General features: G+C 58.3%; 28 protein-coding genes. 10 read left to right on the top strand and 18 right to left on the bottom strand.

The genetic code is table 11. The features are described from left to right. Positions 1 to 7: 7 nt before the first annotated feature. From pstB to ACR0KJ_RS03945, 5 genes are all read left to right on the top strand, one after another. Positions 8 to 796: a phosphate ABC transporter ATP-binding protein PstB gene (gene pstB / locus ACR0KJ_RS03965; protein ID WP_480582213.1), complete on the top strand. Its 789-nt coding sequence runs from the start codon at positions 8 to 10 to the stop codon at positions 794 to 796. A gap of 25 nt (positions 797 to 821) precedes the next feature. Beyond that, a complete protein-coding gene (gene phoU / locus ACR0KJ_RS03960) occupies positions 822 to 1,523 on the top strand; it encodes a phosphate signaling complex protein PhoU (RefSeq protein ID WP_170450675.1) in 702 nt (233 codons plus the stop codon). 12 nt (positions 1,524 to 1,535) lie between these two features. Further along, entirely contained in the window at positions 1,536 to 2,225 is a 690-nt protein-coding gene (phoB, locus tag ACR0KJ_RS03955; protein WP_170450676.1) for a phosphate regulon transcriptional regulator PhoB, read from the top strand. A 135-nt stretch (positions 2,226 to 2,360) separates the two neighbouring features. Then, complete coding sequence (locus ACR0KJ_RS03950; RefSeq protein ID WP_170450678.1) at positions 2,361 to 3,590, top strand: acyl-CoA dehydrogenase; 1,230 nt, start codon at positions 2,361 to 2,363, stop codon at positions 3,588 to 3,590. 163 nt (positions 3,591 to 3,753) lie between these two features. Beyond that, entirely contained in the window at positions 3,754 to 4,521 is a 768-nt protein-coding gene (locus ACR0KJ_RS03945) for an SDR family oxidoreductase (protein WP_170450680.1), read from the top strand. Here the strand turns inward: ACR0KJ_RS03945 and ACR0KJ_RS03940 are convergent. Next, entirely contained in the window at positions 4,518 to 5,387 is an 870-nt protein-coding gene (locus ACR0KJ_RS03940) for an acyl-CoA thioesterase (protein WP_170450682.1), read from the bottom strand. The two genes, ACR0KJ_RS03945 and ACR0KJ_RS03940, sit on opposite strands and share 4 nt — an antisense overlap. Before the next feature lie 49 nt (positions 5,388 to 5,436). Continuing rightward, positions 5,437 to 6,657: a serine hydrolase domain-containing protein gene (locus ACR0KJ_RS03935; protein WP_480626012.1), complete on the bottom strand. Its 1,221-nt coding sequence runs from the start codon at positions 6,655 to 6,657 to the stop codon at positions 5,437 to 5,439. Positions 6,658 to 6,828: 171 nt separating this feature from the next. Between ACR0KJ_RS03935 and ACR0KJ_RS03930 the strand changes: the two genes are divergently transcribed. Continuing rightward, positions 6,829 to 7,434 (top strand): 2-hydroxychromene-2-carboxylate isomerase, encoded by a 606-nt coding sequence (locus ACR0KJ_RS03930; RefSeq protein WP_170450686.1) that lies wholly within the window; start codon positions 6,829 to 6,831, stop codon positions 7,432 to 7,434. A 17-nt stretch (positions 7,435 to 7,451) separates the two neighbouring features. Here ACR0KJ_RS03930 and ACR0KJ_RS03925 read toward each other — a convergent pair whose 3' ends face one another. Continuing rightward, entirely contained in the window at positions 7,452 to 8,480 is a 1,029-nt protein-coding gene (locus ACR0KJ_RS03925) for a phosphotransferase family protein (protein WP_480626011.1), read from the bottom strand. A gap of 15 nt (positions 8,481 to 8,495) precedes the next feature. Continuing rightward, a complete protein-coding gene (locus ACR0KJ_RS03920) occupies positions 8,496 to 9,314 on the bottom strand; it encodes an SDR family oxidoreductase (protein WP_480626010.1) in 819 nt (272 codons plus the stop codon). 125 nt (positions 9,315 to 9,439) lie between these two features. On the opposite strand from ACR0KJ_RS03920, the gene ACR0KJ_RS03915 reads away from it, so the two are divergent. The 3 genes from ACR0KJ_RS03915 (at position 9,440) to ACR0KJ_RS03905 (ending at position 11,765) form a co-directional block, all read left to right on the top strand. Continuing rightward, positions 9,440 to 10,441: an NADPH:quinone oxidoreductase family protein gene (locus ACR0KJ_RS03915; RefSeq protein ID WP_480626009.1), complete on the top strand. Its 1,002-nt coding sequence runs from the start codon at positions 9,440 to 9,442 to the stop codon at positions 10,439 to 10,441. Positions 10,442 to 10,563: 122 nt separating this feature from the next. Continuing rightward, positions 10,564 to 11,013 (top strand): type II 3-dehydroquinate dehydratase, encoded by a 450-nt coding sequence (gene aroQ, locus ACR0KJ_RS03910; protein WP_170450693.1) that lies wholly within the window; start codon positions 10,564 to 10,566, stop codon positions 11,011 to 11,013. After that, positions 11,010 to 11,765, top strand: coding sequence for a LuxR family transcriptional regulator (locus tag ACR0KJ_RS03905; RefSeq protein WP_170518593.1), 756 nt, complete (start codon positions 11,010 to 11,012; stop codon positions 11,763 to 11,765). The genes aroQ and ACR0KJ_RS03905 overlap by 4 nt, the downstream gene beginning before the upstream one ends. Positions 11,766 to 12,134: 369 nt before the next feature. Here ACR0KJ_RS03905 and tsf read toward each other — a convergent pair whose 3' ends face one another. From tsf to ACR0KJ_RS03880, 5 genes are all read right to left on the bottom strand, one after another. Then, positions 12,135 to 13,010, bottom strand: coding sequence for a translation elongation factor Ts (tsf, locus tag ACR0KJ_RS03900; RefSeq protein WP_170450697.1), 876 nt, complete (start codon positions 13,008 to 13,010; stop codon positions 12,135 to 12,137). 77 nt (positions 13,011 to 13,087) lie between these two features. Next, on the bottom strand, positions 13,088 to 13,867 hold the full coding sequence (gene rpsB, locus ACR0KJ_RS03895; protein WP_170450699.1) for a 30S ribosomal protein S2: 780 nt from the start codon (positions 13,865 to 13,867) through the stop codon (positions 13,088 to 13,090). Between the two features lie 165 nt (positions 13,868 to 14,032). Then, complete coding sequence (gene olsA, locus ACR0KJ_RS03890; RefSeq protein ID WP_170450701.1) at positions 14,033 to 14,869, bottom strand: lyso-ornithine lipid O-acyltransferase; 837 nt, start codon at positions 14,867 to 14,869, stop codon at positions 14,033 to 14,035. 5 nt (positions 14,870 to 14,874) lie between these two features. After that, a complete protein-coding gene (olsB, locus tag ACR0KJ_RS03885) occupies positions 14,875 to 15,630 on the bottom strand; it encodes an L-ornithine N(alpha)-acyltransferase (protein WP_480626008.1) in 756 nt (251 codons plus the stop codon). Between the two features lie 99 nt (positions 15,631 to 15,729). Continuing rightward, positions 15,730 to 15,912: a DUF3553 domain-containing protein gene (locus tag ACR0KJ_RS03880; RefSeq protein ID WP_170450705.1), complete on the bottom strand. Its 183-nt coding sequence runs from the start codon at positions 15,910 to 15,912 to the stop codon at positions 15,730 to 15,732. Positions 15,913 to 15,952: 40 nt separating this feature from the next. Here ACR0KJ_RS03880 and ACR0KJ_RS03875 point away from each other — a divergent pair, with 40 nt between their 5' ends. Then, positions 15,953 to 16,549, top strand: a complete 597-nt coding sequence (locus tag ACR0KJ_RS03875; RefSeq protein WP_170450707.1) for a histidine phosphotransferase family protein — start codon at positions 15,953 to 15,955, stop codon at positions 16,547 to 16,549. Here the strand turns inward: ACR0KJ_RS03875 and ACR0KJ_RS03870 are convergent. The 9 genes from ACR0KJ_RS03870 to ACR0KJ_RS03830 all read right to left on the bottom strand — a co-directional run bounded on the left by ACR0KJ_RS03870 (position 16,546) and on the right by ACR0KJ_RS03830 (position 23,978). Beyond that, a complete protein-coding gene (locus tag ACR0KJ_RS03870) occupies positions 16,546 to 17,808 on the bottom strand; it encodes a glutamate-5-semialdehyde dehydrogenase (RefSeq protein WP_480626007.1) in 1,263 nt (420 codons plus the stop codon). The genes ACR0KJ_RS03875 and ACR0KJ_RS03870 overlap by 4 nt on opposite strands. 21 nt (positions 17,809 to 17,829) lie before the next feature. Next, positions 17,830 to 18,936 (bottom strand): glutamate 5-kinase, encoded by a 1,107-nt coding sequence (gene proB, locus ACR0KJ_RS03865; RefSeq protein WP_170518581.1) that lies wholly within the window; start codon positions 18,934 to 18,936, stop codon positions 17,830 to 17,832. Next, positions 18,924 to 19,958 carry a GTPase ObgE gene (obgE, locus tag ACR0KJ_RS03860; protein ID WP_170518578.1) on the bottom strand — a complete coding sequence of 345 codons (1,035 nt, stop codon included), beginning with the start codon at positions 19,956 to 19,958 and terminating at the stop codon, positions 18,924 to 18,926. Before obgE ends, proB begins: the two co-directional genes overlap by 13 nt. Positions 19,959 to 19,995: 37 nt before the next feature. Next, positions 19,996 to 20,532 carry a GNAT family N-acetyltransferase gene (locus ACR0KJ_RS03855; RefSeq protein ID WP_170450716.1) on the bottom strand — a complete coding sequence of 179 codons (537 nt, stop codon included), beginning with the start codon at positions 20,530 to 20,532 and terminating at the stop codon, positions 19,996 to 19,998. Beyond that, complete coding sequence (locus ACR0KJ_RS03850; protein WP_480626006.1) at positions 20,529 to 21,137, bottom strand: LysE family translocator; 609 nt, start codon at positions 21,135 to 21,137, stop codon at positions 20,529 to 20,531. The genes ACR0KJ_RS03855 and ACR0KJ_RS03850 overlap by 4 nt, the downstream gene beginning before the upstream one ends. Positions 21,138 to 21,232: 95 nt before the next feature. After that, positions 21,233 to 21,502 carry a 50S ribosomal protein L27 gene (gene rpmA, locus ACR0KJ_RS03845; RefSeq protein WP_039535512.1) on the bottom strand — a complete coding sequence of 90 codons (270 nt, stop codon included), beginning with the start codon at positions 21,500 to 21,502 and terminating at the stop codon, positions 21,233 to 21,235. An 11-nt stretch (positions 21,503 to 21,513) separates the two neighbouring features. Further along, complete coding sequence (locus ACR0KJ_RS03840; RefSeq protein WP_480626005.1) at positions 21,514 to 22,128, bottom strand: 50S ribosomal protein L21; 615 nt, start codon at positions 22,126 to 22,128, stop codon at positions 21,514 to 21,516. 207 nt (positions 22,129 to 22,335) lie between these two features. Beyond that, positions 22,336 to 23,136 (bottom strand): DUF2059 domain-containing protein, encoded by an 801-nt coding sequence (locus ACR0KJ_RS03835; protein ID WP_170519763.1) that lies wholly within the window; start codon positions 23,134 to 23,136, stop codon positions 22,336 to 22,338. After that, on the bottom strand, positions 23,136 to 23,978 hold the full coding sequence (locus ACR0KJ_RS03830) for a DUF2059 domain-containing protein (RefSeq protein WP_170621798.1): 843 nt from the start codon (positions 23,976 to 23,978) through the stop codon (positions 23,136 to 23,138). The genes ACR0KJ_RS03835 and ACR0KJ_RS03830 overlap by 1 nt, the downstream gene beginning before the upstream one ends. Positions 23,979 to 23,989: the final 11 nt, after the last annotated feature.

Here is a 23,989-nt window from a genome sequence, read left to right as displayed (position 1 = left end):
GAACGACATGTCGCGAGTGGAGAGACAAGTGGACACCAATGAAATCAAGCTGGAGTGCCGGGACTGCCAAGTCTACTACGGCGACACCCACGCCATCAAAGATGTGAATGTCGATATCGAAGACAAAACCGTCACCGCGTTCATCGGCCCGTCGGGCTGCGGTAAGTCCACCTTTCTGCGCTGCCTGAACCGGATGAACGACACAATCGACGTGGCGCGCGTTAAGGGTAGTTTCAAACTGGACGGCGAAGACATCTATGACAAGCGCGTCGATCCGGTGCAATTGCGCGCCAAGGTCGGCATGGTGTTCCAGAAACCGAACCCGTTCCCCAAGTCGATCTATGATAACGTAGCCTACGGCCCGCGCATCCATGGTTTGGCCAAGAACAAGGCGGAACTGGATGAGATCGTTGAGAAATCCCTGCGTCGCGGTGCGATCTGGGATGAGGTCAAAGACCGCCTCGATGCCCCGGGCACCGGCCTGTCGGGTGGTCAGCAGCAGCGTCTGTGCATTGCTCGCGCCGTAGCGACTGAACCGGAAGTTCTGCTGATGGACGAACCATGCTCGGCGCTGGACCCCATTGCGACCGCGCAAGTCGAGGAACTGATCGACGAGCTGCGCGCGCAGTATTCGGTGGTGATCGTCACCCACTCGATGCAGCAGGCCGCGCGCGTCAGCCAGAAAACCGCGTTCTTCCATCTGGGCAATCTGGTCGAGTTCGGAGAAACCGGTCAGATCTTCACCAACCCCGTAGATCCGCGCACGGAAAGCTACATCACAGGCCGCATCGGCTGAGCACAGGTATTCAGATATGACCGATATGAGCGAACAACATATTGCATCTGCTTTCGATCGTGACCTTGAGGCCATCCAGGCGCATATCATGAAGATGGGCGGCTTGGTCGAAGCCGCCATCATGAGCGCCGCCCGCTCGCTTGAATCCCGCGACGTGGAACTGGCGCAGGAAGTGCGGCAGGGCGACAAGGCCATCGACGCGCTGGAAGAGGTGATCGACGAGGAAACCGCCCGCCTGATCGCACTGCGCGCGCCGACAGCCAGCGATCTGCGTCTGGTTCTTTCAGTGCTGAAAGTATCCGGTAACCTCGAACGGATCGGTGACTATGCCAAGAACATCGCCAAACGTACGACGGTTTTGGTCGATGCCGGCGAGGTCAATGGCAGCGCCGCCGCCCTGCGCCGCATGGCGCGCGAAGTCGAACGGATGCTGCGCGACGCCCTGGACGCCTATATCCAGCGCGATGCCGAACTGGCGACCGACGTCATCAACCGCGATGAAGATGTTGATCAGATGTATAACGGCCTGTTCCGCGAGTTCCTGACCTATATGGCTGAGGACCCGCGCAACATCTCGGCCTGTATGCACTTGCATTTCATCGCCAAGAATATTGAACGGATGGGCGATCACGTTACCTCGATTGCCGAGCAGGTGGTCTATCTGGTCACGGGTGAACGCCCGGCCGAAGCGCGGCCCAAGGCCGACACCACGTCGCAAACCGTCTAGGAGACGCAGAAGATGTCCGCAGATCAGCCAACTGTCCTGGTTGTCGAGGATGAACTCGCCCAGCGTGAAGTGCTGGCATATAACCTCGAGGCCGAAGGGTTTCGGGTTTCCAAAGCCGCCAGCGGTGACGAAGCATTGCTTCTGGTGGATGAAGACAGCCCCGACATCATCGTTCTGGACTGGATGATGCCCAATCTCAGCGGGATCGAGGTTTGTCGGCGGTTGAAAACCCGGCCTGATACCCGCTCGATCCCGATCATCATGCTGTCGGCGCGCTCGGAAGAGGTCGACAAGGTGCGCGGCCTTGAAACGGGCGCAGACGACTATGTTGTCAAACCTTATTCGGTTGTCGAACTGATGGCCCGCGTGCGCACCCAATTGCGGCGCGTGCGTCCGGCGACCGTGGGCATCCTGTTGGAGTTCGACGACATTGTTCTTGATTCCGAGACGCATAAGGTCAGCCGCGACAGCAAGCCGCTGAAACTGGGCCCGACCGAGTTCAGGCTGCTGAGTACCTTCATGGAAAAACCGGGACGCGTCTGGAGCCGCGAGCAACTGCTGGATCGGGTCTGGGGCCGCGACATCTATGTCGATACGCGGACCGTCGATGTTCATATCGGTCGGCTGCGCAAGGCATTGACCCAACATGGCGGTGAAGACCCTGTGCGCACTGTGCGCGGCGCCGGTTACGCTTTGGGATAACACATCAAGGGCAGGGACCTCGGACACCGGTTTCCTGCCCATGACAATTGCTTGTGGACACGTGCCAAACTCTTGCTGTTTTTTGCGGCAGACCCACGTTAGGGTGCAGCAAATCTGATCAAGCGGAGAAGCACAATGAACGCGCCTCAAACGAAACCGACCTTGCGTGCAAAAGATGCGCCGGATCTGGGTAAATTTTCGTGGGAAGACCCGTTTCGCCTGTCTGACCAACTGCAAGAAGACGAACGGATGATCACCGACAGCGCCCGGGCCTATGCTCAGGAAAAGCTGCTGCCGCGCGTGACCGCTGCTTACCAGAACGAAGAAACCGATCCTGAGATTTTCTGTGAGATGGGTGAGATGGGCCTGCTGGGCACCACGATCCCGGAGGAATACGGCGGTTTGGGCGGCAACTACGTGTCCTACGGCCTTGTAGCGCGCGAGATTGAGCGTGTGGATTCCGGATATCGCTCGATGATGTCGGTGCAAAGCTCGCTGGTCATGTATCCGATCTATGCCTACGGCAGCGAAGAACAGCGTCAAAAATACCTGCCGAAACTGGCTTCTGGCGAATGGATCGGTTGTTTTGGCCTGACCGAAGCTGATGCAGGCTCGGATCCCGCAGGCATGAAAACGCGGGCCGAGAAAATCGACGGTGGCTACCGGTTGACCGGCAGCAAAATGTGGATCTCCAACGCTCCGATTGCGGATGTATTCGTGGTCTGGGCCAAGTCCGATGCGCATGACGGCAAAATTCGCGGGTTTGTTCTGGACAAAGGGTTGAAAGGTCTGAGCGCGCCGAAGATTCAAAACAAACTAAGCCTGCGCGCGTCGATCACCGGTGAAATCGTTTTGGACGGCGTTGAAGTGGGCGAGGGTGCGTTGCTGCCGCATGTTCAGGGCCTCAAAGGTCCGTTCGGCTGTCTGAACCGCGCCCGCTATGGCATCAGCTGGGGCGTCATGGGGGCTGCGGAACACTGTTGGCACGCGGCGCGTCAATATGGGCTGGACCGTAAGCAGTTCGACAAGCCGCTTGCTCAGACGCAATTGTTCCAGCGCAAACTGGCGGATATGCAGACCGAGATCGCCTTGGGCCTGCAGGCCAGCTTGCGTGTCGGTCGTTTGTTGGACCAGGCCGAGGCCGCGCCCGAGATGGTGTCGATTGTGAAACGCAACAACTGCGGCAAGGCGCTGGACATTGCACGCATGGCCCGTGACATGCACGGCGGCAACGGCATTTCGCTGGAGTTCCACGTAATCCGCCACATGGTCAATCTGGAGACCGTGAATACTTACGAAGGCACGCATGATGTCCATGCGCTGATACTGGGGCGTGCTCAGACGGGGTTGCAGGCGTTTTATTAAGCCTTGCGCCCAATCCCAAATCTGCCGCCAACCGCGCGTTTGGCGGCAGTGAGAGCAGTGTTCTGGTAAGCGTATAATCAGTATTATGTAAAATAATTTAATTTGAAAACACTGCAAAACCTTACGCTTAGCGCACATAACTGAACCACATCGGAAACGCCCCATGGATCTAAATGGAAAAACAGTTGTTGTAACCGGCGCCGCTGGCGGCATTGGCAAAGGTCTGGCTCAGCGGTTTGCGCAGGACGGTGCAACGGTCGTGTGTTCGGACATTGATCTTGCAGCCGCACAAGCCGTTGCCGCTGGTATCGGCGGCCATGCCTATCCCTGTGATGTGTCCAGCGAAGCGCAGATCAAAGCTTTGATCGATCATGTTGAAAGCGAGATCGCGCCGATAGATCTGTTCTGTGCAAATGCTGGCATCCTGACGCTTGGCGGCCCGGATGTTCCGGATGACGACTGGAACAGGATCTGGACCATCAACGTTATGTCTCATGTCTGGATGGCGCGTCATCTGGTGCCGCGCATGATCGAACGTGGCAAAGGCTATGTGCTGATCACGGCCTCAGCAGCCGGACTTTTGAACCAACCGGGCGCAGCGCCGTATGGGGTCACGAAACACGCAGCCGTCGGATTTGCCGAATGGTTGTCCTTGACCTATGGCCATAAAGGCCTGGGCGTATCGGTCCTGTGCCCTCAGGCCGTGCGGTCCGAGATGACGCGCGGGCACGAGGCTTCGGTCGCCGCCATAGACGGAATGCTGGAACCCGAAGACGTCGCAAACGCCTGTGTCGAGGCCATTCGCGCCGAACAGTTTCTTGTTCTGCCACACCCTCAGGTTCTGGATTACATCCGCCTCAAATCCGCCGACTATGATCGTTGGCTGATCGGAATGCGGAAGTTAAATCAACAGTTTGTGGAAGATAACTAAACCCTCGACTGTGGCTTGCGCATCAAACCTTCCTGCGCGACCGAGGCGACCAGAACGCCGTCCTGCGAATAGATCGAGCCGCGATTGAACGAACGTCCCTGCCCTGACCACGGTGAATCCATCGCGTAAAGATGCCAGTTCTCGAAACGCACCGGCGCATGAAACCACATTGTATGATCAAGGCTTGCGCCGTTCACCTGTCCGGTGAACCAGCTTAGCCCATGCGGGCGCATTCCCGAACTCAGCAGACCCATATCCGAGGCATATGCCAGCAACAGGTGCTGTGTTCGGGCATCAGCGGTTGCGGCGGCCCCCATGCGGAACCAGATCTGGTTGCGGTCATCTGCCACCGCCGGATTGAATGGGTCCAGATGCCCAACCTCTCGCACCTCGATAGGACGTTCGCGCATCAGTTCCTTGCGAAGCCTCTCGGGAACGCGGTCCAGGTATTTGCCCCGAAGCTCGGCTCGGGACGGATAGGTTTCTGGCCCGTTCAGAGCGGGCATCGCATGCTGATGTTCCCATCCTTCATCCTGAACATGAAACGAAGCCGACATGTTCAAAATTTGCCGCCCATGCTGAACCGCAACAACCCGACGAGTTGTAAAAGAGCCTCCATCCCGCGCTCTATCCACTTGATAAATAACAGGGATCGACGGATCGCCGGGACGAATGAAATAGGCGTGCAAAGAGTGGCAAAGCCGATCCTCAACCGTTCGATAGGCTGCGGCCAGGGCCTGGGCGATCACCTGCCCGCCAAAGATGCGGGTCGGGGTTTCGCCGCCAGACCCGGTGCCCCGGAACAGATCAACCTCAAGCCGTTCAATATCCAGAAGGTCAAGAAGAATACGTTCGGCTTCGGTCATGGTCCTGTCTCCGGAAGTGATCGTGCTTTGGGTATCAGCCGGTATCAGATCATTCAATCATGGCGGCCAGAACCAGCGCCTTTAACTCGGCCCGGGACGGGTAGGAACTGGATGGCGACAATTGCGTAAAAAACACGGCTGTAAGATCGTTTTGCAGGTCGAGCCAGAAATAGGTCGAGGCCATGCCGCCCCAGCTGAAATCCCCGACCGATCCCGGCACACGCACCCTGCCCGGATTCAGGACGACCGATCCGCCCAGACCAAAACCCATCCCCTCCATCGGTTGTTCGGCAAAACTGCTGGGACCCATCGAGGCAATATCGCCCGGTAAGTGGTTGCAAAGCATGAAGTCTACGGTCTTCGGCCCCAGCAGACGGTGACCGTTAAAAGCCCCCCGATTGCGCAGCATTTCGACAAACCGCGCATAATCGTCGATGGTGCCGATCAACCCGCCACCGCCGGAAAATGTGGTCGTGCGTTCAAAGGGCGATGATCCGGCCTCATCCACAAGGCGCAGAGTTTCCGTGCCCCGCTCGGCAGAGTTCAGCGCCATGGCATCGCCGGACAAGGGCGAGTAGAGCGAGGCAAACCGGTCCCCTGCCCCTTGAGGCACCGAAAAGCCGGTTTCGGTCATCTGAAGTGGTGCGAATATCTCTTGCGCGAAATACTGATCCAGCGGCAGGCCGGACACGATTTCGATCACGCGGCCCAACACATCCGTGCTGACCGAGTATTCCCACCGCGTACCGGGCTGAAACGCCAGCGAAAACGCGGCCAGATCACGGATACGATCTGCCAAAACCCCTTGGTTAGGCTTGAATAACAGATCCTGTTCATCCATCGCTTCGGGCAAAAGGCCTGGATTGAACGGATAGCTGAACCCGCTTGTATGCGTCAGCAACTGATGAAGCGTTGGCGTCGGCGCATCCTCGGTTTGATCCAGCCGTTCGGCACCGGAAACAAGCGCCTGCATCCCCCTGAATTCCGGTAGAAAATCGGACAGAGGCGCATCCAGGTGGAACAGCCCCTTCTCGGCCAACATCATCAGCCCGACCGACGTGATCGGTTTGGTCATCGAGTAAATCCGGGTCAGCGTGTCCCGCTGAAACGGCAGATCCTTTTCAACACTGCGCTGGCCGCAGGCGTGAAAGAACACCTCGGTACCTTGATGTGTCAGCAAAAACGCGCTGCCCGCGTATTTTCGCTGCGTGACATACCGATCCATCCAGGTGCGGATGCGGTTCAGGCGGTTTGGGTCGAAGGATGTCATGATGAACCTGTCTGAATGCTGCCTGATTTCACCCTATGCCAGCACGGCAAAGTTTGTCCCTTGCAATGTGCAGGCCATAAGCGATTACTTTCTATGAAAGGCTGCCCCCGTCGCAGATTCGTTGCGTGCCTGTTCTAAAGATCTGCCGACACCTTCTTTTGGAGTACCGACATGGCGCAAACCATAGATTTCGTTTACGATTTTTGCAGCCCGAATGCGTTTCTCGCGTATAAAATGCTGCCGAAAATCGCCAAGGGGCACAAGGCCACGGTCGTGCCGGTCCCGGTGATGTTGCCGGTTATCTTCAAATCCACGCATAACCAAAGCCCGTTCGAGGCTTTTTCAGAGAACCGTCAGAAATCATCCTATCTGACCCATGACCTGCATCGCTTTGCCCGCCGTCGCGGCGTAAGCTTTCACATGAGCCCGCATTTTCCGGTGAACACCAAATTCGCCATGCGCGGCGCGTATTTTGCATCCGGAAAGCCATGGGAAAACAAATATATAGACGCAGTATTTGATGCGATTTGGGTGCATGGTCAAAAGGTCGATGAGCTGAATGTACTATCAGAGATCCTGCGCGAGGCCGAACTGCCCGTCCGCAAAATCCGCGAGGCCATCGCCGCGCCCGAGACCAAGCAATTGCTGAAAGAGCAGACCAAGGACATCGTCAGGCGGGGCGCCTTTGGTGTTCCCAGTATGTTCGTTGGGTCCGAGATGTTTTTTGGCAAGAACAGCCTTGCCAATCTCGATCTTGAACTTTCTCTGAAAAATTAGATGCTTGACGACCATACCTAACGTCGTTCCAGCGCGGCCAGCCCGTGTTGCGCGAAGATGGGAACATAGGCTCCGAACGCCTGGGCGCGCTTTGGATCGGACGCGTTGCCATCCAGAGCGCGTTTGTAGACGCCCTGCAAAATCCCCGCCATCCGAAAGAAGTTGAAGGCCAGATAGAAGCCGAAATTGTCGATCCCCGGCAGTCCGCGCCGTTCGCAATATTGTGCGATAAAGGCCCGATCACTAGGCAGGCCCAGAGCGTCCCGGTCGATTCCGGCCAGCCCGCGCCCCTCTTTTCCCGGAGGCATTTGCCACTGCATGATCACGGCTGCCAGATCTGCATAGGGGTGGCCGATGGTCGACAATTCCCAATCCAGAACACCGATGCAGTCGGTGCCGTCTGCGGCGAACATCAAATTGTCGATGCGATAATCACCATGCACCAGCGTCCGCTGCCCATCATCTTGCGGAAGCGACGTCTCCAGCGCGCCGATCAACCTGTCCATGTCCGCAATGGTCGCGGTTTCGGATGCGCGGTATTGCTTGGTCCAGCGTGAGATCTGGCGTTCGAAATAGTTCCCCGTCGGGCCGTAGTCAGACAGACCAGCGGCGTCGATGTCTACCATATGCAACTCTGCCAGAACCCGGTTCATTTCGTCGATGACCGCGCGGCGGGTTTCGTTGCTTTCGCCCTCCATCTGCGGCTCAAGAAAAACCCGGCCTTCCAGATGTTCCATTACGTAGAATGCCGATCCGATCACCGAATCATCCTCGCACAGTAACAGCATCCGGGGCACCGGAACGCGGCTGTCTGCAAGGGCGCGTTGCACCCGGAACTCTCGATCCACCGCATGGGCGGATTTCAGCAGCACACCCGGGGGTTTGCGGCGCAAAACGTACGACTGTTTTGGGGTACGCAACCGGAAGGTCGGGTTCGACTGGCCTATGGCGAATTTCGTGGCGTCCAGCGGGCCTTCATACCCCGCCAGATGTTGGGACAGGTAGGCGTCGACAACATCCAGGTCCAGATCGGTTTCGGTGCTCATAACTGGCCCTCGCACTTAGAACGCAGCTTCAAAGATATTACCGGCAGTCACAACGTTAATGCCACCTGACACCGGGATAACCGCACCGGTCACGTAACTGCCACCGCGTCCGCACAGAAACAGCATACAGCCCGCAATATCCTCGTCCCGGCCCACGCGGCCCAGAGGGACGGATTTGCCGACCTTTGCGCGGGTATCTTCGTCCGCTGTGGCAAAAGCTGTCATGCGCGACACAAACGGCCCCGGGGCCAGGGCGTTCACGGTGACATGGTAAGGCGACAACTCTTTCGCTAAGATTTTGGTCAGGTGCAGCACGGCCGCCTTTGACGCCGAATAGCTATAGGCCCCATCGCCCATCGGAACCTCACCCATGACCGAGCCGACATTGACGACCCGCGCAGGATCTTCGGCGGTGCCGGACTTCATAAGCAAGGGCAACAGTTTCTGGGTCAGGTCGAATATGCCAGCGACGTTGACGGACATGACCTTGTCCCAAGCGTCATACGGGAACTGCCCCATTGGCGCGCCCCAGCTTACGCCGGAGTTATTCATAAGAATATCAAGGCGTTCAGTGCGCGCATTAATGTCCGCAACCAGCGCGTCAATCCCTTCCTGGCTTCCCAGATCCCCGGCAAATCCAACCGCGCTGCCCGGTGAATCCAGCGCGTTCAGCTCCTCGGCAACTGCTGCGCAGGCATCGCCTTTGCGCGAGGCGATCAGGACATGGGCCCCGGCCCTGACCAAAGCTTCGGCCGCCATGCGCCCGATGCCGGTTGCACCACCTGTCACCAGCGCGGTTTTGCCTTGCAGCGAAAATAGGGTCTCGGGGGTCATGGTCTGCTCCTCACTGACATCTGTGGGCAGGTGCCGTTGCGGGAACCAAGGGGATGGCCCGTTGACAACACATGATCCTGCACCAAAGCTTCCTGTGACAGAATAACAGAGACATCAGGGTCAACATGCAAGCATTACTCAGCGTCGCGCCCGGCGGGCCCGAGACTTTGGAACTGACCACCCTGCCCGATCCAACCCCCGGCAAAGGCGATCTGTTGATCGAAGTGAAAGCGGCTGGCGTGAACTTCCCCGACACGCTGATCATCCGCGATCTTTATCAGATGAAACCCCCGCGCCCCTTTGCCCCCGGCGGAGAAATTGCCGGAGAGGTTCTGGCCATCGGTGAAGGCGTCACCGGATTTGAACCGGGTGATCGGGTGCTGGCGCTGACTGGTCACGGCGGATTTGCGACGCACCTGACACTCAAGGCTGCGACGGCGATCAAGATTCCGGACGAGATGCCGTATGAGGACGCCGCCTGTTTCATTTTCACCTACGGCACCTCGTACCACGCCCTGAAAGACCGCGCGCATCTGCAATCCGGCGAAACCCTCTTGGTTCTGGGCGCGGCCGGAGGCGTCGGTTCGGCCGCGATTGAGTTGGGTAAGGCCATGGGCGCGCGGGTGATTGCGGCGGTGTCTTCGCAGGACAAGGCCGAGTTCTGTCGTCAGGTCGGCGCGGATGAAACCATCGTGTACCCGAAAGACATGGACAAACAGGCGCAAAAGGACTTCTCGGGCCAGATCAAAGCATTGGCCGGGCCAAATGGTGTGGATGTCGTCTATGACGCGGTCGGAGGACCCTTTGCCGAGCCCGCCCTGCGCAGTATGGCGTGGAACGGGCGCTTTCTGGTTGTCGGCTTCCCGGCAGGGATACCGAACATCCCGCTGAACCTTCCCTTGCTCAAAGGGTGTCAGGTCGTTGGCGTATTCTGGGGCGCGTCCGTATTCCGTGACCCAAAGGGGCACGCGGAAAATGTTGCCGAGCTGTTTGGCCTTTATGCTGCGGGACACATCAAACCGCGCATCAGCGCCCGATTCCCGCTGGCCAAAGCCGGACAGGCGCTGGATCTGCTGGCCGGGCGTTCGGTTCTGGGAAAGCTGGTCGTCACACCCGGTTCAGACTGAAATTCGCGCTGAACAAGCGGCACAAGATCACAGCCCGGGGCGCTTATGCTGCAATGCGACACAGCGCGGTAGACAATCTGGCCTATTCATGTCTATGAACCTGTAATGGGGATAGTAAAGACATGAATAACGTTCTGGTTTTGAATGGTCCGAACCTCAATTTGCTGGGCACGCGCCAGCCCGAGGTTTACGGCAGCACCACCTTGCAGATGGTCGAGGATTTGTGTGTCGAACACGGTGCGTCCATCGGTCTGAACGTCACGCATTTCCAATCCAACCACGAAGGCGCGTTGATCGACGCGATTCATGCGGCGCGGGGCGCGCAGGACGGTCTGGTTCTTAACGCGGGTGCGTATACGCATACCTCTATCGCGCTGATGGATGCGATTGCCTCTGTCGAACTTCCGATGGTCGAAGTTCATCTGTCCAACATCCACGCCCGCGAAACCTTTCGCCATACGTCTTATATCGCAAAGGTAGCACTGGGGCAGATTTGCGGGTTCGGGGCGCAGAGCTATGTTCTGGCGCTTGACGCGCTGGCCGCCCATTTGGGGTCAAGAGGTGCCGGATGACTCTGAAAGAATACCTGCATTTCGTAAGCTACGCCAAAACCCTGGAAGAGTTGTGGGACGCGCATTGCCGGCAGATGGCCGAATATGGCTTTGACCGGCTGATTTATGGCTATACGCAGTTCCGCACCGAAACCTCACTGGGCGACCCCGAGGATTTCGTGATCCTGACCAATCACTGCCATAACTACGTGGATGGTTTTTTGAAGGGCGGACTGTACTTCCATGCCCCTATGCTCAAATGGGCGCTGGATAACGAAGGCGCTGCCAGTTGGCGGATGATCCAGGACATGATGTCCAGCGGTCGTATGACGGCGCAGGAACGCAAGGTCTTTGAGTTCAACAAGTCGATGGGCGTTGTGACGGGCTACACGGTTAGCTTCAATTCCGTCTCAATGCGGTCGAAGGGTGCGATTTCACTGTCCGCAAAAGGTGGGCCAAGTCAGGATGAAGTTGACGAGATCTGGGCAGAGCATGGCGAAGACATCCTGTTGATGAACAACATGGCGCATCTCAAGATCCTGACCCTGCCCTACAATCCCCCGAACCGGGCGCTGACCAAACGACAGCGCGAGGCGCTGCAATGGGTTGGGGATGGCAAGACGACTCAGGACATTGCGCTGCTGATGGGGCTGACCTCGGCCACCGTGGAAAAGCACCTGAGGCTCGCGCGCGAGTCGCTTTCGGTTGAAACCACCGCGCAAGCGGTCCTCAAGGCCTCGCTACACAACCAAATGTTCATCATGGAGGCCTGATGTTGTTGATTTCTGACGCTAAACTGCGTCAATTTACCTTAGGTAAGGAAATCATGACTTCCGGTTTACGCGATAAAGTTGCAGATTGATATTGTTCCGTGAGTGGTGGCTTTAGCCAGGGAACACATCGATCAGACCTTTGCAATTTCAGAGCTCTCTGGTCACTCTGACACTGAGGCGCCTATTTGTCCGCGTCACGAGGTCGGAAATTTGGGGGGCCTCGACCATCCCCATCATGCGGGGCCCTCCATCCTTCTTCCTCTTGGTTTGCGTCGGCCTGACGTTGGCCAAAAAAAGAAAACCGGTTACGCTGGGCGTAACCGGTTTTTTTTGTTGTGTCGGGCCTCTGACGAGGCCCTGAATGGTCGCTTAGCCTTGGGCCGCCTTGGCGACTTCGGCTGCGAAGTCTTCTTTTTCGACCACGATGCCTTCGCCAACTTCCAGACGGATGAAGCCGGTGATGGTTGCGCCCGCTTCTTTGGCCGCTGCTTCAACGGTCAGGTCAGGGTTCACAACGAACGACTGGTTCAGCAGAGTCGATTCCGCGACGAATTTCTTCATGCGGCCTTCGATCATCTTCTCGATCACCTGCTCCGGCTTGCCGGATTCGCGGGCGATGTCCATCTGAACCTGCTTTTCTTTCTCGACAACTGCCGGGTCCATGTCGGCCTCGGACAGAGCTGCCGGGTTCACAGCAGCGATGTGCATCGCAACCTGCTTGCCGATCGCTTCGTCGCCACCGGTCAGAGCGACCAGAACGCCGATTTTACCCATGCCGTTGGTGGCTGCGTTGTGGACGTAGGACACAACAGTGTCGCCCGACAGCTTGGCCATACGGCGTACCGACATGTTTTCGCCGATGGTGGCGATCTTGTCGGTCAGGGTGTCGGCAACGGATTTTCCACCCAGATCAGCGGCCAGCAGCGCTTCGACATTGTCGACGCCTTCGGCTGCGTAAGCGATCTTGCCAACCATTTCCTGGAACTCGGCGTTTTTCGCAACGAAGTCGGTTTCCGAGTTCACTTCGACTGCAACACCGTTGCCACCGTTGACGTGAACAGCAACCAGACCTTCTGCTGCGGTACGGCCCGATTTCTTGGCCGCTTTGGCCAGACCTTTGGTGCGCAGCCAGTCAACGGCTTCGTCCATGTTGCCGCCGGTTTCGGTCAGCGCTTTTTTTGCGTCCATCATGCCTGCGCCGGTTGCGTCGCGCAGTTCTTTAACCATTGCTGCTGTGATTGCCATCTCTTGGCTCTCCTCAATTCAAACGGAATTGGGGCAGGTCATACCCTGCCCCATATGTCATTTACGTGACGGGCAGCTTACGCTTCGGCAGGTGCTTCAGCTTCTTCTGCAACGGCTTCTTCAACCGGGGCTTCTTCGAACTCGCCCAGGTCAACGCCTGCGGCACCCAGCTGAGCGGTCATGCCGTCCAACGCGGCACGGGCTGCCAGATCGCAGTACAGAGCGATGGCGCGCGCTGCGTCGTCGTTGCCGGGGATGATATAGTCAACGCCGTCGGGCGAGCAGTTGGTATCGACAACGGCCACAACCGGGATACCCAGCTTGTTGGCTTCGGCGATGGCCAGTGCTTCTTTTTTGACGTCGATGACGAACAGCAGGTCAGGAACGCCGCCCATCTCGCGGATACCGCCCAGCGACGCCTGCAGCTTGGCCTGGTCACGTTCCATGCCCAGACGCTCTTTCTTGGTCAGGCCTTCGGCGCCTGATTCCATCGCTTCGTCGATCTGGTTCAGACGGTTGATCGACTGGGAAACGGTTTTCCAGTTGGTCAGCGTGCCGCCCAGCCAGCGGTGGTTCATGTAGTACTGAGCCGACTTTTCAGCGGCTTCGGCGATCGGGCCGGCGGCCTGACGCTTGGTACCAACGAACAGAACGCGGCCACCTTTTGCAACGGTGTCACGAACGGCCTGCAGCGCCTGGTCCAGCATCGGAACAGTCTGGGTCAGGTCCATGATGTGGATGCCATTGCGCGAACCATAGATGAACGGGCCCATGCGGGGGTTCCAACGCTGTGTCTGGTGACCAAAGTGAACGCCAGCTTCCAGCAGCTGACGCATGGAGAACTCGGGAAGAGCCATGCTATTTTCCTTTTCCGGTTTACGCCTGGGCGGGGGTGAAAGAAGCGGATGCTCCAACCGGCGGTCTTGATGAGGATGTCTCCCTCAAAAAGCCCAAACCCCGCCTGCGGGTTTGAATGGCGCGCGTATACGGCAGGTTTTGATGCAGTGCAAGGGCCTTTGCCCTTATTTTTCAAGCCGCGCCAGGCTGTGCGCATGCCGCACGGCCTCTTCGCAATGGGCTGCCAGCGCCTTGCGGTTTTCAAAGTCGCTGACCTTGGCGGGCGCGTGGTAAATCAGTTCGACCGAACCCTGACGCAGTGCGCCGAGTGTCTTGAGAAGGTGCGGACCGAACTCCATATCACCCCACCAGCCATAGAACCGATCCGGTTGCTCCTTTGGCGCGTGAAACACGACGGAAACAGGCTGCACATACATAAAATCACGCAGTTCATCTGCGAAGAATGCCGCGAAGAGCGTTGTTTTAAATGGCAAAACCCGCAATCCATCGGTCGAAGTCCCTTCGGGGAAGAACAACAGTTTGTGTCCGGCCTTCAGGCGAGACTCGAACACTTTGGTCTGCTCGCGCGCCTTTTTTGGGTTCCGCTCGATAAATACGGTTCCGGTCGAACGGGCCAGCCAGCCGATTCCGGGCCATTTCGCGACCTCGGCCTTGGACACAAAGTAAATCCGCTTGCGCGCGTTCAGGGCGAAGATGTCCAGCCAGGACGTGTGGTTCGCCACCACAGCTCCGCGCTGCTGCATCAACTCGCCCGACGTTCGAAAACCGATACCCAGAAACCGGAGTGCATTGCGGCACACAAATTGCGCGATGAACGGAGTAATCGGACGACGAACCCCGAAGAGAGGGAGTTCGAACAGGCGAATGGTCAGAAGGACGATCAGGCCCCCAAACACCAAAAGCGCCAGAGGCACCCCGCGCAAGATGACAAGAACCCAGCCCAGCGGACCCAGATTGATCGGGTCAGGTGCCTCGTCACTATTCCACAATGGATCGTTCACGCCGGTTATGCCCCACCATAGATGCGTTTTTGCCGCTCGTTCATAAGGGCGGTATCCAGGATCAGGCAAACATCCGTGGTGTTGAACGCATGGTCGATAAACGCCCCCTCGCCCACAAATCCACCCAAACGCAAATAGGCTTTGATCAGCGCGGGCACCTGCACCATCGCGGCGCGGCGGTCGAGGTCTTCGGGCGCGACCAGATCCATCGATTGAAACACGTCCGGCTGTGCCCGCACCCGCAGATCCTCGGGGGCCAGATGGTTGTGGTGCAGCATGGACAGGGATTGCGCGAGGGGTTGAACATCGGTGCCGTGAAAGCTGGCGACGCCGAACAGAACTTCGATCCCGCGTTCGTTCACATAGGCGGCCAAGCCATTCCACAGGTGATACATCGCAGTACCACCGCGATAATCTGCATGCAGGCAGGACCGGCCCAATTCCAACAGCTTGCGTCCGCTTTGCTTTAAGACGGTCAGATCATACTCGTCTTCGGAATAGAACTGCCCGATTTCCGCAGCACGTTCGCCCGGTAACAGCCTGTAAACGCCCACAACTTCGCCACTCAGGTCGTCAATGGCCAGCATGTGATCGAAATACGGGTCGAACTTGTCCTGTTCCAGACCCGCGTCGTGATCGACCATCTCGCCGCCGCCGCCCAGTTCGCGCACGAACACATCATAGCGCAGCCGTTGCGCGGCGCGCAGGTCATCCTCGGTTTCGGCGAGTTTGATGGTAAATGAGGGGCCTGTATCCGGCATGTCTATCCTTTGAATTGCCCCCGGCTGATACCGCAGGTTTTCACGTAAAGGCAACACGGCCACATCTGGTGTTCAGCGTTAACCTTTCCTAAACCAGTTTCACGGATCAAAGACCGGCACCAGGGCAATGCGTGTCCCGTCGATTACCACTTTCCCCTGCTCGCGAAAGTTAACGGTGATCTTGCCTGCGATGTTGGACTGCACCTGTCCGATACCCCAATCGGGGAAATCCGGGTGGCGGACATACATGCCCGGTGCAAGAATGGCATTGAGGTCTGACATTTGGGCTCCGGTCCGGTGGCAGATACAGCAGGAGGTACGCATGGGCGCTACGGACGTCAACCTGGCCGAGCTGATCGGCTCGCGGATCTGTCACGATCTGATCAGCCCGATTGGGGCAATCACCAACGGATTGGAACTGTTGGACATGGTTGGCGCAGTGCAGGGCCCCGAGATGGAGTTGATCTCGGGCAGTGTTGGCAGCGCGGGCGCGCGTATCCGGTTCTTTCGGGTGGCGTTCGGGTCGGCCAGCGATCAGCCGCTGGGGAAGACCGAAGTCGCTGAATTGCTGAAGGATATCGAACGCGCCGGACGTGTGCGGGTGAACTGGAACCTGACCGAGCCGGTGCCGCGCAATCAGGTCAAGCTGGCCTTTCTGGCGCTGATGTGTTGCGAAAGTGCGATGCCCTTGGGTGGCGAGGTCGAGATTTCAGTCAATGGTACCGGCTGGCAGGTGACCGGGACGGCGGACAAGTTAAATGTCGACCCTGATCTTTGGAAGAACGTCACAACGGGGCGGTTTCCCAAAAAGATCACGCCCGCGCAGGTGCAGTTTGCCCTTCTGCCGGAGACGGCGACCGCGATGGGGCGGCGGGTTAGCGTAGAAACCAACTCAACCCGCGTCGCCCTTCGGTTTTAGGCGCGGGTGGTGCCGTTGCCGCGCACCAGGTACTGAAAACTGGTCAGTTGCGCCGCGCCCACCGGTCCGCGCGCATGCATCTTGCCGGTGGCAATCCCGATTTCAGCGCCCATCCCAAATTCACCACCATCAGCAAACTGGGTTGAGGCGTTGTGCATCAAAATCGCACTGTCGAGCCGTTCGAAGAAGCGCCCTGCGGCAGCAGTGTCCTCAGTCATGATACAGTCGGTGTGGTTCGAGCCGAACTGTTGGATGTGCGCAATCGCCGCGTCGATATCGGCAACGGGTTTGGCAGCGATGATGCTGTCCAGAAACTCTTTGCCCCAATCATCGGCGGTGGCTGCGACGGTCCCTTCTGTGGCCAGAGCGCCCTCGGCATGGACCTCGACACCCGCTGCAATCAGCGCCGCGATCACGTCACGCCCCAACGTGTCTACGACGTCCTGATGGACCAGAATACACTCAGCCGCGCCGCAGATACCGGTGCGGCGGGTTTTTGCGTTCAGCACCACGTCCAGCGTCTTTTGCGGGTCAGCGGCTTTGTCGATGTAGATATGCACGATGCCTTCCAGATGCGCAAAGACCGGAACGCGCGCCTCGCGCTGAACCAGCCCGACAAGGCCTTTGCCACCTCGGGGCACGATGACATCGACATAGTCGGTCATGGTCAGCAATTCCTGAACTGCGGCGCGATCCCGGGTCGGCACCAGTTGAATCGCATCCTCAGGCAGTTTCGCGGCCTTCAACCCTTCGACCAGACACGCGTGGATGGCAGTTGAGGAGTGGAAGCTTTCGGATCCACCGCGCAGAATCACCGCATTCCCGGATTTCAGGCACAAGGCCCCAGCGTCTGCCGTCACATTGGGGCGGCTTTCGTAAATCACGCCGATCACACCCAACGGCGTGCGCACCCGCTGAATATTCAGGCCCGAGGGCATGTCCCATTCGGTGATCACCTCACCCACAGGGTCGGTCTGGTCCGCGACAGTGCGCAGCCCGTCAACCATGCCCTGAATGCGGGATTCGTCCAGCATCAGGCGATCCATCATTGCGGGGCTCAGGCCCTTGTCACGACCAAACTCCAGATCTTTCTTGTTGGCCTCGATGATTTCCGCACGGTTGGCCCAAACGGCCTCAGCAGCCGCGATCAGGGCCGCATGTTTGCGCTCGGCGCTGGCAAAGGCCAGTTCGCGCGCAGCCTCTTTGGCGCGTTTGCCAAGGTCGGCCATCAGGGCGGGGATATTGTCGAGGTCCTTCATATCATATGCCTTTCTGCGCCATTACAGCGCCAAATCATCCCTGTGGATCAGCGCCGCGCGACCGGGATAGCCCAGCGTCGCCTCAATCTCCGAGGATTTGCGCCCCTTGATCGCGTCCGCTTCCTGCGCGGTATAGCGGCTGATCCCTTGCGCCAGTCGCCGCGCCTGCGGGTCGAGGATTGCAACGGGGTCGCCGCGCCCGAAATCTCCGGTGACTTCGACGATACCGGCGGGCAGCAGGCTGTTGCCATTGGCCAGCGCTTTTGCGGCACCCGCATCCACCTTGATCTCCCCACGTGGTTTCATGGCTGAGATCCAGCGCTTGCGGGCTGCATGCGGGTCCAACGTCGCCGTGAACCACGTGCAGTTCGCGCCATTTTCAAGCAATTTCAATGGGTTGATGGGCGATCCTTCGGTTATCGCCATGTCACAGCCCGCCGCAGTCGCCATTTTGGCGGCCAGCAACTTGGTCTTCATCCCGCCTTTGGACAGGCCGGACCCGGCATCGCCTGCCATCGCCTCAATCTCGGGCGTGATGGTGTCGATGGTGTCATAGCGGGTGGCCGAGGGGTCTTCGTTCGGATTGCCGGAATAGAACCCATCGACGTCGGACAGAAGGATCAGCTGATCGGCCCCGACCGTCACCGCGATTTGCGCGGCCAGACGGTCATTGTCGCCATAGCGAATCTCGTCCGTGGCGACGGTGTCGTTTTCATTGACGATGGGCACAACACCCAGCCCCAACAAAGTCTCAAGCGTGGCGCGCGAGTTCAGATAGCGCCGCCGATCCTCACTGTCCTCCAGCGTGACCAACACCTGAGCCGTGGTGATGTCATGAGGGGCCAGCGCCTCTTCATAGGCGCGCGCCAGCCTGATTTGACCCACTGCCGCTGCCGCTTGCGATTTCTCCAGTGGCAAGTCTGCCATCGGCAATCCCAGAACGCCGCGACCCAATGCGATTGAGCCGGAGGACACCAGAATGACATCCGCGCCCTGCCCCTTGAGCCACGCCACGTCCTGCGCCAGTGATTTCAGCCAGTCCGAGCGCAGCAAACCGGTGTGCCGGTCAACCAGCAAGGCAGACCCGATCTTGACCACCAAGCGGCGTGCTGCGGTCAGGGTTGCCAAGACTGAACCTCCTCAGCGGGCTTTTGGCGAAGGCGGTTTTCGTCGATCTGCGCGCGCAAAGCCCGCAACACCTCGGTCACGCCGAGACGAGCAACACCGGACATGGTCATGACGGGGCCACCAACGGCCTCTTCAAGCTCGGCCTTGATCAGATCGCGCTCTTCCTCGTCCAAAGCGTCGATCTTGTTCAGCACGGTGATGCGCGGCTTGTCCGCCAGCTCTCCGCCATAGGCTTCAAGCTCGGTGATGATGGTCCGATAATCCTCGACCACGGTTTCCGAGGTGCCATCGACTAGATGCAACAGAACCGCGCAGCGTTCGACATGGCCAAGGAACCGGTCGCCGATTCCGCGCCCCTCATGCGCGCCCTCGATCAGGCCGGGGATATCGGCCACGACGAATTCGACGTTATCGACGCCGACAACACCAAGATTGGGATGCAGCGTTGTAAACGGATAGTCGGCGATCTTGGGTCGGGCATTCGAGGTCGCTGCCAGAAAGGTCGATTTGCCCGCGTTGGGCATGCCAAGCAGACCCACATCCGCGATCAGCTTCAGCCGTAGCCAGATGGTGCGGTCAATCCCCGCCTGCCCCGGATTTGCACGGCGCGGGGCCTGGTTGGTGGCCGATTTGAAATGCAGGTTGCCGAACCCACCATTGCCGCCCTTGGCCAGCAAGAACCGCTGTCCGACCTCTGTCAGGTCGCAAATGACGGTCTCTTCGTCCTCGTCCAGAATCTCGGTCCCGACAGGTACGCGCAGGATGATGTCGTCACCATCCTTGCCGGTGCGTTGTTGACCGCGACCGGGCTGGCCGTTCTTGGCGAAGAAATGCTGTTGATAGCGGAAGTCGATCAGGGTGTTCAGCCCATCCACAACCTCGGCCCAGACAGACCCGCCCTTACCGCCGTCCCCGCCATCGGGTCCGCCGTATTCGATGTATTTTTCGCGTCGGAAGCTGACGCAGCCGCTACCGCCGGCCCCGGACCGGATGTAGACCTTTGCAAGATCGAGAAATTTCATGTCAGTCCCCTACTGCAAAGGCCCCATCGGCCACAAGTCAGAGTTTTTTACTATAGGTCCAGGTGGGCACATTTGCGTCGCGCGCCACCGAATAGCTTTCGGCGTCCCCCAGATATTCAAACCCGCAATGGGTCAGCACCCGGGCCGAGGCCGGGTTGTCCTGAAACACGCTGGCGAACATGGTCGAGTTTTCCAGCGGATTCGCCAGAACCAGAGCCTCGACCGCCAAGGACGCGATGCCTGTGTTCCAGTAAACCGGAGCGACCCAATAGCCGACCTCGGACTGGTTGCGATCCAGCCGCTGCAACGAGATCAGGCCGATCAGTTCAGGCCCGCCATCCTTGGTGGCGTCCATCGCCCAGACGTCTTCGTCCCGGTCTTCGGCCATCGAACGGGTCACAAAGGCCTCAATCGAGCCCGGCGGCAATGGGTGCGGAATCGACGTTGTCATCCGCGCCACGCGCTCATCGCCTGCATAATGTTCAATGAGACCCATATCCGACCGGCGCAGGGGGCGCAGGTCGAACCGCTCGGTTTCGATGACCGGCTGATTGATTATCGTCTCAAGTTTCATGAGTGCGTTCCTCCTCCGAACAACACAAAAAGTACGGACGCAACGGTTAAACTGGCTAACGTCCACATCAGATATTTTTCCGCAGGCCGACCTTCAACCGTCTGGGCGATCCGATCGCCTGCAAAAGTCCAGACCGGGTGCAATAAGACCTGACAAAACAACAGGCAAAGAGCGATTGTTAACGTCGCTTCAAAACTTGATGTGCCCACGGCCACAAAGCCCGTGAACCCGGCAATGATCATCGCCCACGCCTTGGGGTTCAGCGGGTGAACGATCAGCCCGGCCAGAAAACCCGGCACTTGCGTGTCAGCGTTTCCGCGCGCCAACCGCAGATTGGCAATCTTCCACGCCAGCCAGATAATGTACGCGGCCGAGGCATATTTCAGCACCTCAAACACCAACGGCGCCTGATCGGCCACCTGCATCAGCCCGAACCCAACAGGCCAGATGATCAACTGCTTGCCCAGAATAACGCCGCCCACAAAAGGCAACGCCGCCCGAAAACCATAGCGCGCACCTGTTCCCAGCAGGACCATATTGGCTGGTCCCGGCGTGCCGACCTGGCTGGCGGCAAAGATCAGGAAACTGGTGGTTGCGACTGTCATTAGGGTGGTCAATCACGACTGCGTTAAAACGAAAAAGGGACCGGCACTTTCTGCCGGTCCCCCATGAATTTTTTATTAACCTTATGGGTTTCGGCTTACTCTGCGGCCTCCGCCACTGGCAGGACCGAAATGAAGGTGCGGTTTTTCAGTCCCTTGTGGAACTTCACGGCGCCATCGGTGGTTGCAAAGATGGTGTGATCCTTGCCCATGCCTACGCCTTCGCCCGGCCAGAACTTGGTGCCGCGCTGACGTACGATGATGTTGCCTGCGATGGCTGCCTGGCCACCATAGAGTTTCACGCCAAGGCGACGACCCGCTGAGTCGCGACCGTTACGGGAGGAACCGCCAGCTTTTTTATGTGCCATTCTCTCTCTCCTTAGCCCTGAGCCAGCTCTTTGGCTTGCTCAACCCATTCGGGTTTCACTTTGATGGTGTCGATAGCAGCAATCTGCTCGTCCGACAAGGCGGCCAGAGCGGCAAAGCTCTCGATACCGGCTTCAACCAGCTTTTTGGCAGCGGCAGGGCCGACACCGTTCAGCTTGGTCAGATCGTCGGCGGCAGCAGCAGCGGCAGGTGCCTCTACTTTGGCTTCAGCTTTCTTGGCAGGCTTTGCAGCAGGTGACGCTTCGCCAGCCGGTGCCGAACCGGTTGCAGCTTTGATGCCCGACTTGTCAGCGCCCGACGACAGAATGTCGGTGATTTTGACCAGAGTCAGCTTCTGACGGTGGCCAACGGTACGCTTCGAGCTGTGCTTACGACGGCGCTTGACGAACTTGATGACCTTGTCACCTTTGATCTGTTCGATCACTTCGGCCTGTACGCCTGCGCCTTCAACGAAAGGTGCACCAACAACCGGAGCGTCACCGCCCAGCATCAGAACATCGTTGAATTGAACTTTTTCACCTGCGTCGGCAGCCAGTTTTTCAACGCGGAGGATATCACCCGCCTGAACCTTGTACTGCTTGCCGCCAGTCTTGAGGACCGCAAACATGCGTCTTTCCTTTTCATACCCGCGTTCTGTGGTCCCCGTATGGGTGTTGCCGGCTTTCGCCACCTCGAACAGCGCGCCCTTTTCGGGCTGTGTGACGACCCCGGGACAATCCCGATGGGTCAAATAATAACGAGACCCGGCGCGGAAAACCGGCCGGGATGCGCGCTTATCCATAGATTGCGGGGCAAAGTCAACACCCAACCGGGCCTAAAGATCCGGGGCGTTCAAAACCTGTGCAACGGCCTCGCCCAAGCGGAAGGAAATTCCATCGAACATCCGGTCGAACCCGTCAAACAAGGCGTCGTTCAGGGCCTTGCCCGTCTCGGTTCGGGAAAAGGCAATGTATTCGCGCATCTGCGTCTCGTCCAGCGGGGCATAGGCCATCAGCAGAAAGGAATAGACCCATGAGGTCGTATCTGCGGTAACCGCATCCTGTTCGGCCAAAAGCTGCGCCAGCAACTCGGCATCGTCAGAGCTGGGGCCGTATTCCAACCCCTTGAAGAAATTGTAATCGGCACTCAGCGCGCCCTGAACGTTCAGGTCAATCAGATCGTTTACCTGTATAAACTCGTCCACCAGTTCATAATGCACGTCGTCCTTCGAGGCATTTTCATAAGCCTCCCGCGCCATATCCTCGATGGTTTCATCCAGAAATGCCCGCCGGGCCGAGTTTTCCAGCGTGATAATGGTCTGTCCCAGGTCGCTTTCGAAAAACACGATTGCCTGATCCAGTTGAGCATCGGTCAGTCCGACCTCAAAAGCGTCGGTCATCCGGTTGCGCATCCAGACAGGGTCAAAGATGTCCTCGACCTGCGCCTCAAAGAACTCGCCACCGGAATTGTCCAATAGGGTCTTGTCCAGCTCCTGCCGCTGGGTGTCGCCTTCGTCGACAATAATGTCCATCGCCTGCATCAAATGCATGGCCAGGGCCAGCCGTTCGACCTTTTCACTGGCAAAGCCGGGCGCAACCCAGAAAAGCAGCGCGGGAATAAGTGTCAGCAGACGCATCATATGTCTTGCGCGGGGTGCAATTCAGCCATTCGGGCTGCCAGAACTTCGAACCGCATGGCCATGATCTCGTATTGGATCGCGTTCAGCAATTCGTAGACTTCCTGCATCAGCGGGTGTTCCAGCGCCTCGACATAGTCATCCACTTCGGCATCCGAGAAGCCCTGATAGGTATACGCAGCCCCCGCCAGCCCGGACAATTGCAGCGATTGGCGCATCCCGGCCTCATTGCGTTTGAGCATTTCCCGCAACTCATCCGCACTCAGCTGCAATTCGATAACGCCCGAAGCGCTTGCCGCCAGCAGAAACCGCACCTGAATCTCTTGCAAGGCCCGCAATGCAGTCCCCGACGAGTCAATCGCCGCGTTCATACGCTTGTAGCTTTCCACCCGTGGCGACCCCGCCTCGACCAGCGCGGCAAAGATCTGCTGTCCTTCCAGTTGCTTGCCGTCCTCATCCTCTTTCAAGTGCGAGGCATTTTCGGCCACGACCAAGCGCTGACCCAGATCCGAGGCATAAAAGTCAACCGCATGGTTCAAAGCCTCGTCATTCAGGGTCTGCTCAAGGATCGACACGGCTGTTTCATGCATGCCCTCGGTGTCGAACACCTCTTCCGTCAGGCGCGTCCAGTCCGAGCCGAATCCGTCCGGGTCTATTCCAAGCATTTGCGGTGCCGACCCGGACGCAAGTGCGATGCTTTCCAGGGCAACGTCAAATCCCGTGGTGGTCAGAAAAGCCTCAATCCGGTCACGATTGGCTGCGGCCACAAGTGAAGGCAAAAGCAACAGCGCGATAAGCGGGGCCAAAAACGAAAGAGCAAGGCGTTGGGCATGATGTGTCATACCCATCAGCC

It is taken from the genome of Ruegeria sp. AD6 (genome assembly GCF_056542325.1).
The sequence above is the reverse complement of the archived record's forward strand: the minus strand, read 5'-3'. Positions and strand labels throughout refer to the sequence as shown.